This is a genomic window from Roseovarius sp. CAU 1744, assembly GCF_039839345.1.
Lineage (GTDB): Bacteria > Pseudomonadota > Alphaproteobacteria > Rhodobacterales > Rhodobacteraceae > Roseovarius.
The window spans coordinates 111,355-125,132 of the sequence record NZ_JBDOQV010000008.1 but is presented as its reverse complement, the minus strand read 5'-3'; the positions used below and the strand labels follow the sequence as shown (position 1 = coordinate 125,132).

The 13,778-nt window shown below is 62.4% G+C and carries 12 protein-coding genes and 1 other RNA gene; 4 read left to right on the top strand and 9 right to left on the bottom strand.

Annotation, left to right across the window (positions count from 1 at the left end; translation table 11 throughout):
- Positions 1–113: 113 nt before the first annotated feature.
- The 3 genes from AAFO92_RS16930 to rpmG form a co-directional block, all read right to left on the bottom strand.
- Positions 114–3,521, bottom strand: a complete 3,408-nt coding sequence (locus tag AAFO92_RS16930; protein WP_347537089.1) for a D-Ala-D-Ala carboxypeptidase family metallohydrolase — start codon at positions 3,519–3,521, stop codon at positions 114–116.
- Positions 3,522–3,547: 26 nt separating this feature from the next.
- Positions 3,548–5,995, bottom strand: a complete 2,448-nt coding sequence (locus AAFO92_RS16925) for a C1 family peptidase (RefSeq protein ID WP_347537087.1) — start codon at positions 5,993–5,995, stop codon at positions 3,548–3,550.
- A gap of 278 nt (positions 5,996–6,273) precedes the next feature.
- Positions 6,274–6,441 carry a 50S ribosomal protein L33 gene (rpmG, locus tag AAFO92_RS16920; protein ID WP_007814563.1) on the bottom strand — a complete coding sequence of 56 codons (168 nt, stop codon included), beginning with the start codon at positions 6,439–6,441 and terminating at the stop codon, positions 6,274–6,276.
- A 220-nt stretch (positions 6,442–6,661) separates the two neighbouring features.
- On the opposite strand from rpmG, the gene AAFO92_RS16915 reads away from it, so the two are divergent.
- Positions 6,662–7,417, top strand: coding sequence for a PhnD/SsuA/transferrin family substrate-binding protein (locus tag AAFO92_RS16915; protein WP_347537085.1), 756 nt, complete (start codon positions 6,662–6,664; stop codon positions 7,415–7,417).
- Here the strand turns inward: AAFO92_RS16915 and rnpB are convergent.
- The 5 genes from rnpB to gatC all read right to left on the bottom strand — a co-directional run bounded on the left by rnpB (position 7,418) and on the right by gatC (position 11,082).
- An RNA gene (gene rnpB, locus AAFO92_RS16910) (RNase P RNA component class A) lies at positions 7,418–7,815 on the bottom strand.
- A 50-nt stretch (positions 7,816–7,865) separates the two neighbouring features.
- Positions 7,866–8,552, bottom strand: a complete 687-nt coding sequence (locus AAFO92_RS16905; protein WP_347537083.1) for an N-acetylmuramoyl-L-alanine amidase — start codon at positions 8,550–8,552, stop codon at positions 7,866–7,868.
- Positions 8,549–9,271, bottom strand: a complete 723-nt coding sequence (locus tag AAFO92_RS16900; RefSeq protein ID WP_347537081.1) for a hypothetical protein — start codon at positions 9,269–9,271, stop codon at positions 8,549–8,551. The genes AAFO92_RS16905 and AAFO92_RS16900 overlap by 4 nt, the downstream gene beginning before the upstream one ends.
- A gap of 36 nt (positions 9,272–9,307) precedes the next feature.
- Positions 9,308–10,795: an Asp-tRNA(Asn)/Glu-tRNA(Gln) amidotransferase subunit GatA gene (gatA, locus tag AAFO92_RS16895; RefSeq protein ID WP_347537331.1), complete on the bottom strand. Its 1,488-nt coding sequence runs from the start codon at positions 10,793–10,795 to the stop codon at positions 9,308–9,310.
- Positions 10,795–11,082, bottom strand: a complete 288-nt coding sequence (gene gatC, locus AAFO92_RS16890; protein ID WP_347537079.1) for an Asp-tRNA(Asn)/Glu-tRNA(Gln) amidotransferase subunit GatC — start codon at positions 11,080–11,082, stop codon at positions 10,795–10,797. The genes gatA and gatC overlap by 1 nt, the downstream gene beginning before the upstream one ends.
- A 129-nt stretch (positions 11,083–11,211) precedes the next feature.
- On the opposite strand from gatC, the gene AAFO92_RS16885 reads away from it, so the two are divergent.
- On the top strand, positions 11,212–11,907 hold the full coding sequence (locus tag AAFO92_RS16885) for a metal-dependent hydrolase (protein WP_347537077.1): 696 nt from the start codon (positions 11,212–11,214) through the stop codon (positions 11,905–11,907).
- Positions 11,908–11,999: 92 nt separating this feature from the next.
- Here AAFO92_RS16885 and AAFO92_RS16880 read toward each other — a convergent pair whose 3' ends face one another.
- The gene (locus tag AAFO92_RS16880) at positions 12,000–12,449 is read right to left on the bottom strand and encodes a nucleoside deaminase (RefSeq protein ID WP_347537075.1); all 450 of its coding nucleotides are present in this window, start codon (positions 12,447–12,449) and stop codon (positions 12,000–12,002) included.
- A gap of 63 nt (positions 12,450–12,512) precedes the next feature.
- Between AAFO92_RS16880 and AAFO92_RS16875 the strand changes: the two genes are divergently transcribed.
- Positions 12,513–13,304, top strand: coding sequence for a pseudouridine synthase (locus tag AAFO92_RS16875; RefSeq protein ID WP_347537073.1), 792 nt, complete (start codon positions 12,513–12,515; stop codon positions 13,302–13,304).
- Between the two features lie 135 nt (positions 13,305–13,439).
- Positions 13,440–13,778 carry an ATP-dependent Clp protease adapter ClpS gene (gene clpS, locus AAFO92_RS16870; protein ID WP_347537071.1) on the top strand — a complete coding sequence of 113 codons (339 nt, stop codon included), beginning with the start codon at positions 13,440–13,442 and terminating at the stop codon, positions 13,776–13,778.

Sequence of the window (13,778 nt, the reverse complement as noted above, 5' to 3'; positions counted from 1 at the left end):
TTTCCCGCGCGCCGGCGGCCAGCCTTGGCCAGTTTTTCGCACGATGCGGCACAGGGAAACCGGCAAGAAGGCCCGGGGCCACCGGCTGGCCCCGGGGCCCCTGGCCAAACCGGTCAGCCGATATCAATATCGGCGATAAGGGTCTTGCGGGTATCGGCCAGCTTGGTCTTTACCAGTTCCCGCACATCCCGATAGATCGTCGGGCTCAACGCCATTTTCTGCGCCGACAGCCAGTATTCCAGTTCGTTCTTGCCCCATGAGACAAAGAGGATGTTCTGCTTGCGGTCCTTGTAGGTGAAATTGAACGCCCCCAGGGCCATGCTGATGACGTCGCCAGCCGCCTCGGCGCTGCCGATCTGGAAATTGCCGCCCTTGGTGGACGAGGTTTCGAAATCGAAGAGCTTGATCTTGCCATCTCCGTCGGCGAGCCCGCGCAAGGCCTCGATCGCGCTTTCGACGATCTTGAACTGGTTGCCGCTGGCAACCTGCGCCAGCGTCGCCAGGATCACCTGATCGAAACTGCCGCTGCCCTGCATCTTGTGGCTGGATTCGAACGGCTGTGATTCCCTTGCCCAGCCCAGCAGGCTGAGAATGTCCATGTAAACGGCGTACCACGCCTCGCGCTGCTTGACCGGATCGGCCTTGGCATCCGCCGCCCGCTGGGCAAAAAGCGTGGACAGCAGGACATCCTCCTTCTGTCCGGGTGTCAGGTTTTCGACAAACGATATCACGCTCGAGGCGCTGACCGCCGCCTGCAGCGATTGCTGGTGGCTGCCGATATCCGAATGCGGATTGAACGTGTCGCCTGACCGGCTGGCCGGCTCGGCAAAGGCGGATGCGTCAAGCTTGGCCCCACGAGTCTTGCGCGGCTCTGCAAGGGTGATGGCATTGAGAACCGCCATGCGTTCGGTCATGTCGCGCGGGGCGCGCGGCAACAGCGGTGACGACGCAGGCCCGGGCGCATTCTTGAAGGCCGGCGGCCAGGTGGCGTTATGGCCGCGGGTATCGACATGGGTAAACCCGTTATACCGCCCGACACCGCCCTTGAAGAACTCTTCTTCGTCGCGAAGATACCGCAAGGCCTGCGCCACATCCGGCGCCGCCATGCCCGAGACCGTGAAATCAAGCGCCCGGAACTGCACATGCTGGCTGGCTGTCGCGCCGCCGATACAGGCGTTGTAGGCGGGCGAGCGATAGGCGTTGGTGATCGCGATCGGCTTACCCAGTCGATCCCGCAAGTGATCGACGACCTGTGCCGTCTTGGCGATATTGGTCCAGACATTGCGGGGCGGATAGGTGTTCTTGCCCGCGCATGGACCACCCGGCGTATTGTGCCCGCCGCCCAGGATCAGAAACTCATCGGTCGAGAAGTTCTTGAGCCCGAGCGAGGTGATGAACGCATCGAAATCCGCGTAGTCCGGCCAGTTGAGCGCCGCGGAACCGCTGCGGACACCCGCGCCATGCGCCTTGGATGCGAAAATGGCATCGAGCTCTGCGCCGGACAGCATGTCGCGCTCGTCTCCTTCGCCGCCATCGTCCTCATCTGACCCGCGGTTATGCTGCGCGACCACCGCGCTGCCCCCGCCGCCCGACGGTCCGAACCCGGTGCACGAGCCGCCGGTTGGCTGCAGGGTAAACGGGCGGTGGCCGACGAAATCCGGATCGCTGATGAGCCGGTCGAACAGCTGCGGCGTCTGGCTGTTGCTGTTGATCGTGGCGTCGATCCGGTCACGGAACTGGCGATAGTCGCCATTGAACCGGCCATTGTCCCAGACCCGCAGCAGCGCGCCAGTGAACGCGCCGTTCTGCGGGCCGTCCATGGCGAACTGCTCGTCCATGCACGCCCCGAGGTTCAGAACCGATGCCCGGATCGGCGTGGACAGCGGCGAGGTCATCACGCTTTCCTTGAGCGCGGCGTAGGATTTCGACGTTTCGCGGTAAATCTCCTCATTGGCGCGCCAGGCGGCCTCTTCGACATGCAGCGGCATGGCCCGCACGGTCGGCCCCATGTCGACCTCGCGCCCGAACAGGTTCATTGGCACCGCAGGACCGAACCGGGCCATCGAGCCCGAATGGCAGGTATCCGGCACCATCAACACCCGCACGCCGGGCTGGAACTTGGTCCAGAGCATGTAGATCTCGTCATCGGCTATCTGCAGATCATAAAGACAAAGGGTCTCGTCCATGCGCTGACTGTCATCGTCGTGATCCTCGTCCTGATTGAAATCGGGCAGACGGCCACCATGACCCGAGACCGTGAACAGGAACATGTCGCCGGCATTCAACTCGCTGGCGGCACGTTCGATTTCCGCCACCACGTTCTTGCGCGTCGCGTCGCCCGTCAGCAGGATCTCGGGCTTGAACCCTTCGGATTCTGCGATGGTCTGCATGGCATAGGCATCCGCCTCGCAGGCCTTCAACTCGCCGTCCCAGCCGCCATATTGATCCGGGTCGACAAGGTTGAGCCCGACATGCAGCGACATGCCCTTGGCCCGCCCCCCGGCAATCACCGGCGGCGACTGCATGGCACGTGACAGCTGGCTTGCCGATCCGAACGGGCCACCGATAATCACCGGCGGGCCGCTGCGCGCATTGGCGATACGGCTGATTTCACGGGCGAATTTCTTGGCGACATCGCCGTATCCCTCATTCGTGGGGTGCAGCCCATCGAACCAGCGATGATCCCCCACCACACCGCGGCAGTCGATATAGGTGACATGCGGCATCGCCTGCGCCTGCCGCCGCAGACGGCGGTTGAACTGGTCCATCATGCAGGCGGCGATGGCCTTCTGCAGACCCTTGTCACGGATGCCGCGCGATTCCATCGGCTTGCCCAGCCAGCGGTCCTTGTTGGGCACCGGGTAATCGTAGCCGTGGCACAGGATGCTGACATGCGGGAACAGGTCATGCACCTGCCGGAACATCCGCCCATATTGGCTGAGCGCGTCATCCAACAGCCGCTGGAACGACGGCAAGAGGTAATCCGCGGGCGCCAGGTCAGGGTGAAACGCCTCGAGATGCGAGGCCAGCGCACCGCCCGCCACCAGGTCATTACCGCCCCCGGACAAGAGCAGGATTTCCGCGCCGGTATTGCGCAGGGCCGAGACATATTCCTGCTTGTCCGCCATCCGCTTCAGCAGATCGCCCGCGGCCCCCAGAGAATAGATCGCGTAGCTGTCCATCAGGTGGTCGATCGTGTCCTTCAGGCGCAGCGGGTACTGGAACCAGCTATCGCCTTCCGACACGATGATCGGCCCGTCATAGCCCAGGTCCAGGATCTTGCGAAACCGGCCTTCGCGGTGCATCCGGGCAAACCAGTTGGCCGAATTCATCACCGCCGCCGAGCGCTGCGCCGCATCCGCCCCGCGCGGGATTTTCACGGTCGCCGGGTTCAGTTTGAACCTGGGCGCAAATGGCGCGGAATTTTCCTCGTCTAGGATGAAATATTCCGACAGTTCACTTTCATCGGCCCCAAGATCGGCCATTTTCGACATCAGTTCTTCAACGGTAATCTTCGGCATCTTCAACTCCCTGTCTGGACAAATTCCTATTTTCTTCGGTTAAGGATACAGTCGAATATTTCTTCGGTGATCGTCGGATCCTGGCTCAGGACATCCTGTGGCACGCGATCCATTTCGTGCTTTTGCGACGCAACACGATTCAGCCGATACACCGCACCATGCGCATCAAACGGTCTGTCTTCCGGCTTCTGGGTCTTCTTTTTTGCCCCTTTCTTGCCCTTCTTTGCCTCCTTGGGGGGATCAATGATGCTGGCCATTCCCAGAAACTTCCGGACATCCCGGAACACGGGGATGTCCCGGGAATCGTCGCAGGGCGGTTTGGCATAGCGGTCCTCGAACGAGCGCGACACCAGATGCAGGATCGACTTGCCGTAGATGCCGAAACAGATGCGTTCCTCGAGTTTCTTGTCGGGGATGTAGATGCGGGCCCGCCGCGGCGCCGAAGACCTTATCAGCGGCCGGACAACGGGCGTGGCCGCCCGGCTGGCGGCGCGGTGATCGCCATTGATCTTGCCGTTCACCTTGTTGATGAAGGGCAACAGGCACTTTTGTGCACGCGGCAACCCGATAGCCGGGTGGATCAGGTGCAGCGTGTCGATGAAATCCTCGGCCTTGCGGCCCTTGAACTGCGGTTCGTCCTCGACCTCGTCATCCTTGTTTTTCTTGTCCTTCTTCACCAGGCCGCAGGTGCATTTCTTTCTCTTCTCTAGCTCTTTCAGATACTCGGCATCATCCTTGAGCAGCGCCAGCATCTCGTGAACCACGAGCGCACCCGCGCCCTGGGCAACGATGTGGATTTCGCATTTGGTCTTGTGCTTAAGCTCCATCAGGTCCGCCAGAAAGCGCGCGATGAAGCCCTTTTCGATACGGTCGAGATCACCCTGATCGTCAGGTTCGAATGGCAACTCGCCCGTGCCGCGCAGGGTTCGGCGTGCGCCGATCTCGATATCCCGCCAAAAGGCCCGGCCGACACCGCGCACACGGCCCTCGATCAGCTCGTTCAGATGTTCGGCATCCGATCCCGCCTGCTCCTTGCAGCTGTCGAAGATGACGTTCAAGACCTCCATCGACTTCTCGACGAAGCTGTTGCACCAGAAGATCGTATAGGGATAAAGGCCCAGATTCTTGATCAGGTTCTTGCGCTGCACGGCAGCGGCAAAAGCGGGCTTTATCCCCTCGAAACTGCCGGGGATCCAGACCAGAATCCCCCGGTACTTGGTCTCGTCCTTGCCGACGCTGGCGTTCCGGTCGATATGCCCTTCGAGATACTCTCGCGTCTTGCACCAGCTGTTCTCGAACGTGGGATAGGAGCCGGTGACAACGTGAAACCCGTCATCCAGATGCATGTAATGCCCAACCAGTTCAGAACAGGGCATCGACCCCACCTGAACCGGACCCGTAAGCCCTTTCGTACCCTTTTCTCCGATCGACGCGCCAAAGGCTTCGGGCGCCGGCACGCCAAGCCGCAATACCCAGCTGTCGACCACGTTCTGCGCCCAATCCTTGTAGGACCAGAGCGCGATGCCAAGCTGACCGTTATACCCGCCCCACTCCGGGCCCCAGGAATTCAGCACCAGAAAGCCGTCCTGATTATACCCGACCAGCACAAAGGCATGGGTGCCGATCTTGCCCTTCTTGGGCGGCCAGGTGATGACACCGCCGTTCTGCGGGGTGGCCTCGCGCCAGCCGTCATGGATGTTGGCGCTGACCAGAATGGCCTCGACATCGTTCAGGGCGGCGTGAAAATGATTGAGCACCGAAGACAGGCGGAAATAGGCCCCCAGCCCGATCCTGCGCGCGCTTTTCGCCTGATCGACGGTCGGGAAATTCGGCTCATTTGCCGACGTGATCCCCGAATAACACACGCTTTGCCAGCGGTCGGTCTCTAGCGGCGCGATCGTTTCCGGCCAATCCAGGCAAACCCCGTGGTGATAAAACCCCTTGATGGCGGATCGCAGCGTACGCACCCCGTCCTTGTGCAGGATATTGGGATCTTCCAGATCCGGGTAACGGTCGTGGAAAAAGGCCATCCGGTAGAGCATGTCTGCGCTGACGATGTCCTGGCGCCTGGCCAGCCTGTCCTGCCGGGCTTTCTTCTCGGCCTCTGCCGCTTCCTTCTTTTTCTGCGCCGGGGTCTTGGACTTTTCCGCCTCGGGGTCGATTGGCAGCGGCGTTTCCTCGCGCACTCTTTGCAGGTTGCGCTGGATGTCCACCAGATTGGCCAGCGCAAATCCCACGCAGCGCCCGCTGACACCCTGGTTGCGCACGTCGAAAATCGGCTGCGCATACGATTGCCCGGCAATGCCGATGACCTTGGCTGCTTCCTCGTCATCGAGGGCGCGCATCAGGTGGGGATCCATCGACACGGAGGATCGCAACACCGACAGGTTGGGCAAATACCGCTGGTCGCGCAGGTCAACCCAGTCCGTGCGCACACCCTTGTCGTCAATGAATTCTTCCGGGAACCTTTTCACAAATTACCCCGTCAAACGAACTACAATAAAATACGCGCTGCCAAAAAAACGCAGCCATTACAGAATTAAGACCTGATAAGCGTAGCAAAGAAGCGGCGAATTACAAAATATTTCTGCAACCGGTGATGGCAAGGACATGATCCCGCCAACCTCCGGTACTGCGACGCTGCGCATAGGGCTCTCCTTGCCGGAGGACGGTCTTGAGGCGCAGCGCCTCCTCCAAAACGAAAAAGCCGCACCCGGCGGGCGCGGCTTTCTCATTGCAAAGCAAGGTGATCTTACTTGATCTTGCCTTCCTTGTATTCGACATGCTTGCGCACAACCGGGTCGTATTTACGGACGACCATCTTTTCGGTCATGGTGCGCGCGTTCTTCTTGGTCACGTAGAAGTGGCCGGTACCTGCGGTCGAGTTCAGGCGGATCTTGATAGTGGTCGGCTTCGCCATGATAGTGCTCCTGCGTCGGGCACAACTGCATGGCCCGTGAAAAACTTGAACCTGCCTTTTACTCGCCGCGCGGCCTGAGTCAACCGGCTTTCCACGCGGAGCGTGCGAAATGCTGTCGCGGCGGGCGCGCGTGATTGCATCCGGATCGCCAATGCGGTCAAACTGTTGCGGGCCGGGCCGGCAATATCGCGACCCGGCAAGAACCAACAGGGGCCCCGCCATGATTGCCAGCCTGATGATGTACGCCCGCCCCGAACTGGCCGGGGCGCATGACCGCTATTGGCAGCTCATGCGCGCGGCACTGGCGGAACGCGGGATCGACAGCCCCGGGACGCTGTCGCAGGACGCCGAGGAATTCGCGGTCTGGAACGCGCCCGACCTGGTGCTCAGCCAGACCTGCGGGATGCCTTACCGGCTGTGGCTGCACGACAAGGTCACGTTGATCGGCACCCCCGACTACGGGTTGGAAGGCTGCCCGCCGGGCCATTATCGCAGCGCCATCGTGGCCCGCGCCGATGATCCGCGCCAGGGGCCGGACGCGTTTGGCGAGGCGGTTTTTGCCTATAACCAGAACTTTTCCCAATCAGGCTTCGCCGCGCCTTACAACCACCTGAAACCGCGCGGCTTCTGGTTCAAAAACCGGCTTCAGACTCATGGGCATCTGAATTCCGCCCGCGCCGTGGCCGAGGGGCGGGCCGACATCGCCGCACTCGATGCGGTCTCGTGGCGGCTCATGCGGCGCTACGAAGCCTTCGCCGACAGGCTCCGTGTGATCGACTGGACACCCCCCACCCCCGGCCTGCCCTATATCGCCGCCGCGGGCGCAGACCGCCGCGCCACGTTCGATGCGGTTTCGCAGGCCATCTCGCAGCTGGCTGCCGACGATGCAGAGGCGCTCGGGCTGCGCGGGATCGTGGAAATCCCCGCGCGGGAATACCTGGCAGTACCAAATCCCGATGCGGCTGATCGCCGATAGATGCGCGGAGGGCCTGTAAGCCGGATTCTGTCCTGGGGGCGAACCCCCTTGGATGACCATTCATCTTGATGCCCTGTTGCCAGGGCACCTCTAGCTGCCAACCCGGACCGCCGGGCCAAGGCGGCCTGCGGGTGGTATCGGTTGCCCGACCTATCCCCGCCTGCGGTCCCTATTTGGCATTGCTCCCGGTGGGGCTTGCCGTGCCGGTCCGGTTGCCCGTCCCGCGGTGGGCTCTTACCCCACCGTTTCACCCTTACCCCGGACGGACCGGGGCGGTCTGTTTTCTGTGGCGCTTTCCCTCGGGTTGCCCCGGCCGGGCGTTACCCGGCACCGTCGCCTTGTGGAGTCCGGACTTTCCTCGCGGGCCTTGCGGCCCCCGCGGCCATCCGGCCCTCCGCGCGGGGATCGGTCTATGCGGATCGCGGGGGCGGCGTCAATCCTGCTTGGGTCATGTCCACGCGGCCGCGTGGCCGATCGGCGTGAAATCCTCGGGTGCTAGCGGACCGGACGCTTGCGGGCGGTACCTGAGCCTTACCGCCGCCAAGAGGGTCGCGTCATCCACATCGGCGGTATAACCCGCATCCCGTGCCAGACGCCGGAACAGGTCGGCGCACGGATCGCCCGGCCCGGCATCATGCCCGCGGCGGCCCGCCAGGCCCAGCCTTTCCAGCCGTAGCCAATCAAACCGGGGACCGGGATCGAATTTGCGCCCGGGCGCCATATCCGAATGACCGATCACCCCCCCCGCAACAAGCTTCCATCGAAGGCAAATCCCCTTGAGCAATCCCTCCAGCGCCACCATTTGCGGTTCGGGAAACGGATGGTCGCCGCAATTGGCAAGTTCAATCCCGATCGAATGCGAATTCACATCGGAGATGCCCCGCCATTGACCCGCCCCGGCGTGCCAGGCACGCCGGCTTTCATCAACCATCTGCCAGACACGGCCCTTTTCCGAGATCAGGTAATGCGCGGAGACTTCGGCAGAGGGGTCGCAAAGCCGCTCAAGCGCCGCTTCGGCGGTCTGCATCGCGGTGTAATGCAAGACCACGAGGCTGGGGATCACGCCGTCCCGGCGATCACCAAAATTCGGTGAAGGATGCTGTTCGGCGTCCGGGTGGATGCCCGCCAAGCTCAACCACCGACGGCCTTGCGGAACGGGCCGGGATCCCAGCCACAGGCATACCCGTCGCCATCGGGGTCCAGCCCCATCCGGTCGCGCTGTGGACCACCTTTGCTGAGGAAGGCGCTCTGCGCCTGGTCGGGCGAGGCGTATTTGGCGCAGTTGCGCGCCGCCTTGCCATCCAGGTTCACGCCGATGCGGCGATACACCTGCGTGCCCATCGGATGTGTCGTGGCCAAGGCGTAATCGACGATATTGGGCCCGTCGCCCCCCGGACGCGCCGGCAGGGCTTCGGCCTCGATCACCTTGTACTGCGCGCGGTTCTGGGCGATCTTGGCCGCATCGCTTTCGATCGAACGCTGCGCGCCGACCGCGTCGAAATTGTTCTCTTGCGAAATGCCCGAACTGTACACGGCCTCGGGTTGGGGGCCGGTGCCACCCGCTGCCGTCGCCGCGCCAGAACCGGACTGCCCCTGGCCCAGGGCAGCCTGGGTTTCAGCAGCCAGGTCCGATCCGTCATTCGACGCAACAACCGTCCCGTCCGCCGCCAGCGTCTCTTGCGACACGGCCGTGGCGGGCGGCAGGGCGCTGCCCGCCAGCTGCGCGTCGCGCGCGCGCTGCTGCTTCTGGTATTCCTCGTAGTTCCCGAACCCGACACCCTGGCCGCTATCGGGTACAGGGGGGCTGCAGGCCGCAAGGGCAATACCCGCCACCATGATCAACGAAAAACGCATCTGCTCATCCTGCCGCTCTCATATTTTCGCGGATTTTTACCACCATTTTTCCGGCTTGGCTACAAAACCTGCCGCGCCTTCAAGGGCATAAGCGCAATTCAGCAGGTCGCCCTCCTCCCACGGCCGTCCGATCAGCTGCAGCCCCAGGGGCAAGCCGCGCTTGTCCAGGCCCGCCGGCACGCTGATGCCCGGCAACCCTGCAAGGTTGACGGTCACGGTGAACACGTCATTGAGATACATCTGCACCGGATCCGCATCCGCCATCTCGCCCAGGCCAAAGGCCGACGATGGCGTCGCCGGGGTCAATATCGCATCCACGCCGCCGGCAAAGACATCCTCGAAATCGCGCTTGATCAGCGCGCGCACCTTGCGGGCACGGTTGTAATACGCATCGTAGAAGCCGGCGGACAGCACATAGGTGCCGATCATCACCCGGCGCTGTACCTCGGGGCCAAAGCCTTCGGCGCGGGTTTTCTCGTACATCTCGGTGATGCCGTCGCCCTGGGCAAGTTTCGCCCGGTGCCCGTAGCGCACCCCGTCATAGCGCGCCAGGTTCGAGGACGCCTCGGCCGGCGCAATCACGTAATAGGCCGGCAACGCGTATTTCGTGTGCGGCAGGCTGATGTCGCGAATTTCGGCCCCCGCGTCGCGCAGCATGTCGGTACCATCGGACCACAGCTTCTCGATCTCTTCCGGCATCCCGTCCATGCGGTATTCTTCCGGAATGCCGATGACCTTGCCCTTGATGTCGCCGGTCAACATGGCCTCGAAATCCGGCACGGCCAGATCGGCAGAGGTCGAATCCTTGGGGTCATGGCCACACATGGTTTCCAGCAAGATCGCGGCGTCGCGCACGGATTTGGTCATTGGCCCGGCCTGGTCGAGCGAGGATGCAAAAGCGACGATCCCCCAACGTGAACAACGCCCGTAGGTGGGCTTGATGCCGGTGATGCCGGTGAATGCCGCGGGCTGACGGATGGAGCCGCCGGTATCGGTACCGGTCGCGCCCAGGCACAGATCCGCCGCAACCGCGCTGGCCGACCCGCCCGAGGACCCCCCAGGCGTCAGCGCGGTATCCTCGTTGCCGCGCCGCCACGGGTTGACCGCGTTGCCGTATACGGAGGTCTCGTTCGACGACCCCATCGCAAACTCATCCATGTTGAGCTTGCCCAGCATGATGCCGCCGGCATCGAACAGGTTTTGTGTCACCGTCGATTCATATTCGGGCTTGAACCCGTTCAGGATCGCGCTTCCGGCCTGGCTCGGCACGCCTTTGGTGCAGAACAGGTCCTTAATTCCCAGCGGGATACCGCAGATCGACGGCGCCTCCCCCGCGCTGATGCGCGCATCCGCCGCGCGCGCCTGTTCCATCGCCAGATCGGGCGTGTGATGCACGAAGGCGCCCAACGCGCCCGCCCCGTCGATCTGTTCCAGGCAGGCGGTGGTAATCTCGGTGCTGGTAATCTCGCCGCGGCGTAGCTTGTCGCGCGCTTCGGCAATCGTCAGTTTGTTCAGTTCGGACATCATTCAACCACCTTCGGCACCGCAAAAAATCCTTCGCGCGCATCGGGCGCATTTGACAACACCTTGTCCTGCTGATCGCCGTCATTGACCACGTCCTGACGCCGCTTCAGGCGCATCGGCGTCACGCTGACCATCGGCTCGACACCGTCGACATCGACTTCGTTCAGCTGTTCGATGAAGCCAAGGATATTGTTGAATTCTTGCGCCAGCGCCGGCAGCGCGTCATCTTCGACGCGGATGCGCGCCAGCTTGGCCACCTTTGCGGCGGTGTCGGTGTCGATCGACATGGGTGATCTCCGGGTCAGCTTTGTCGGATCAGCGTTTACCGCCGCACGCGCGGCCCCGCAAGCCACCTGCCCTCTTTTCGTCCGCGTTTACCGTGTTAGGTTGTCGGAAACATCAACCTGGAGCACATCATGAAAATCACCTGGCTAGGACATGCCTCATTCAAAATCGAGATTGGCGGACAGGTTCTGCTGGTCGATCCGTGGCTGAGCGGCAATCCGATGCTCCCCGAGGAACATCGGGCGGCAGCAACCGACGGTGTGACCCATATCCTGCTGACACATGCGCATTTCGACCATGTGGCCGACGTGCTGAACATCGCGAAAGACAAGGATGTGCCGGTCGTGGGCCAGTATGACCTGCTGTCCCATTGGGAGGAAAAGCAGGGCATTGCGGCCGTGGGCTTCAACAAGGGCGGCACTGTCGATCTTGATGGCATCAAGGTCACGATGGTGCATGCCACCCATTCTTCAAGCGTGGCCGGCCCGGGCGGCCCCGAGGTGCCCGGCACCGAATGCGGCTACATGATCGAGGGAGAAGGTCATACCATCTACCTGTCGGGTGACACCGATGTCATGGCCGACATGAAGGTGTTCAACGATCTGCACGCGCCTGATATCGGCATTCTCTGCGCGGGTGGGTATTTCACGATGGATATGCGCCGCGCGGCCTATGCGGCCAAGACCTTCTTCAACTTCAAGACGCTGATTCCCTGCCACTACAAGACCTTCCCGATCCTCGAACAATCCGCCAAACCGCTTGTCGAGGCCCTGCCTGACGTAAATGTGATCGAGCCCGAGGTGATGCAGCCGATCGAGCTGTCGTAGCCGGGAGGAAATGAGTATTTCAGGAACGGTGAAGATGCGGGCGCGCGCTTTCATCGTTCTGGAAATACTCCCGCCGGAGGCATCCAGAAGTTTCAGCGCCTGGAACGGAAGAAATCCGTCAACAGCGTTTCGGCCTCTGCCGCGGCGATCCCGTCATAGACCTCGGGCACGTGATGACATTGCGGGTGCGTGAACACCTTTGCCCCATGCCCAACGCCGCCGGACTTGGGATCGGCGGCGCCATAGTAGAGCCGGGCGATGCGGGCGGCGGAAATCGCCGTGGCGCACATCGCGCAGGGTTCCAGCGTCACGTAGAGGTCATGACCCGGCAGCCGCTCGCTGCCGGCGGCTGCACAGGCGGCCCGGATCGCCAGTATCTCTGCATGGGCGGTTGGATCGTTCAACTCCCGCGTGCGGTTGCCCGCGGTGGCGACCACTGCACCCGCCGCATTCACCAGCACCGCGCCAACCGGCACCTCGCCCCGGTCACCGGCGGCAAGTGCCTCGTCCAGGGCGGCCTGCATATGGCTCTTGAACGTCATGAACCCGTCTTTGCCTGCTCCATTGCGCTTTCGCAAGCACCGGATTTGGTCTAAGCGGAAGCCATGAACACCAAACCCCCAGCCGGCGACCGCATCGCCAAGGTCATCGCCCGCGCCGGTATCGCCAGCCGGCGCGAGGCCGAGCGCATGATCGAGGCAGGTCGCGTGACCGTCAACGGCAAGACCATCGACCGCGCTGCCCTGAACGTGACCGCGCGGGACAGGATCACCGTCGATGGCCGCGCGTTGGGCGACCCCGATCCACCGCGCCTGTGGCTTTATCACAAACCCACCGGGCTGGTGACGACCACGCGCGACGAACAGGGGCGCAGCACGATATTCGACGACCTGCCCGAAGACCTGCCGCGCGTGATGAGCGTTGGCCGGCTGGACCTGAATTCCGAGGGGTTGCTGCTGTTGACCAATGACGGCGGCATCAAGCGCAAGCTGGAACTGCCGTCAACCGGCTGGCTGCGGAAATACCGTGTCCGGGTCAAGGGCCGCCCCGCCGATGACACGTTCGACCCGCTGCGAAAGGGGCTGGAGGTCGATGGTGAGACGTTCCAACCCATGACCGTCACGCTGGATCGCCAACAGGGGGCCAATGCCTGGGCAACCGTATCGATCCGCGAGGGCAAGAACCGGGAAATCCGCCGCGCGATGGAAGCCATCGGCCTGATCGTCAACCGGCTGATCCGCGTTTCGTATGGCCCATTCCAGCTGGGGCAGCTGAAACCGTGCCAGGTGCAGGAAATCCGCCCGCGCATCCTGCGCGATCAGCTCGGGCTCGAGGACGACACCCCGTCAAAGCCCCAGAAGGGCCGGCCGAAATCGGTGCGCAGACGCCGGAACTAGGCCGCCATTGTAAGGGAAATTTCAACTCTTTTCGCCCAAACCGCCCGGATAGGCGCGATCGCCCCCTTTTCACGCGCCACCGTGAGGTTATATAGACTGCTCACCAAAGACCTGTTTCGAAGCGCCACTGAAAACATGATTCAATATCCAGTGACCATGGCCGGCAAGAACGATGACGATCAGGATACCTCGGTCGTCGTCGAAACGCGCCCCAAGACCAAACGCCCGCCGCTTTATAAGGTCCTGCTTTTGAACGACGATTACACACCGATGGAGTTCGTCGTGGCGGTACTTGAAAGATTTTTCGGCATGTCCCACGCACAGGCTTTCGACATCATGTTGACCGTGCATCAGAAGGGCCTGGCCGTTGTCGGCGTCTTCAGTCACGAAATCGCCGAAACCAAGGTTGCCCAGGTGATGGATTTCTCGCGCCAGCATCAGCACCCGCTGCAATGCACGATGGAAAAGGAATAG

Bases quoted from the DNA above. Each gene is read 5' to 3' on its own strand.
- AAFO92_RS16880 (WP_347537075.1), bottom strand. From the start codon at position 12,449: ATGACGTTCAAGAGCCATATGCAGGCCGCCCTGGACGAGGCACTTGCC.
- AAFO92_RS16900 (WP_347537081.1), bottom strand. From the start codon at position 9,271: ATGCGTTTTTCGTTGATCATGGTGGCGGGTATTGCCCTTGCGGCCTGC.
- gatC (WP_347537079.1), bottom strand. From the start codon at position 11,082: ATGTCGATCGACACCGACACCGCCGCAAAGGTGGCCAAGCTGGCGCGC.
- gatA (WP_347537331.1), bottom strand. From the start codon at position 10,795: ATGTCCGAACTGAACAAACTGACGATTGCCGAAGCGCGCGACAAGCTA.
- AAFO92_RS16930 (WP_347537089.1), bottom strand. From the start codon at position 3,521: ATGCCGAAGATTACCGTTGAAGAACTGATGTCGAAAATGGCCGATCTT.
- AAFO92_RS16915 (WP_347537085.1), top strand. From the start codon at position 6,662: ATGATTGCCAGCCTGATGATGTACGCCCGCCCCGAACTGGCCGGGGCG.
- AAFO92_RS16875 (WP_347537073.1), top strand. From the start codon at position 12,513: ATGAACACCAAACCCCCAGCCGGCGACCGCATCGCCAAGGTCATCGCC.
- clpS (WP_347537071.1), top strand. From the start codon at position 13,440: ATGATTCAATATCCAGTGACCATGGCCGGCAAGAACGATGACGATCAG.
- AAFO92_RS16885 (WP_347537077.1), top strand. From the start codon at position 11,212: ATGAAAATCACCTGGCTAGGACATGCCTCATTCAAAATCGAGATTGGC.
- rpmG (WP_007814563.1), bottom strand. From the start codon at position 6,441: ATGGCGAAGCCGACCACTATCAAGATCCGCCTGAACTCGACCGCAGGT.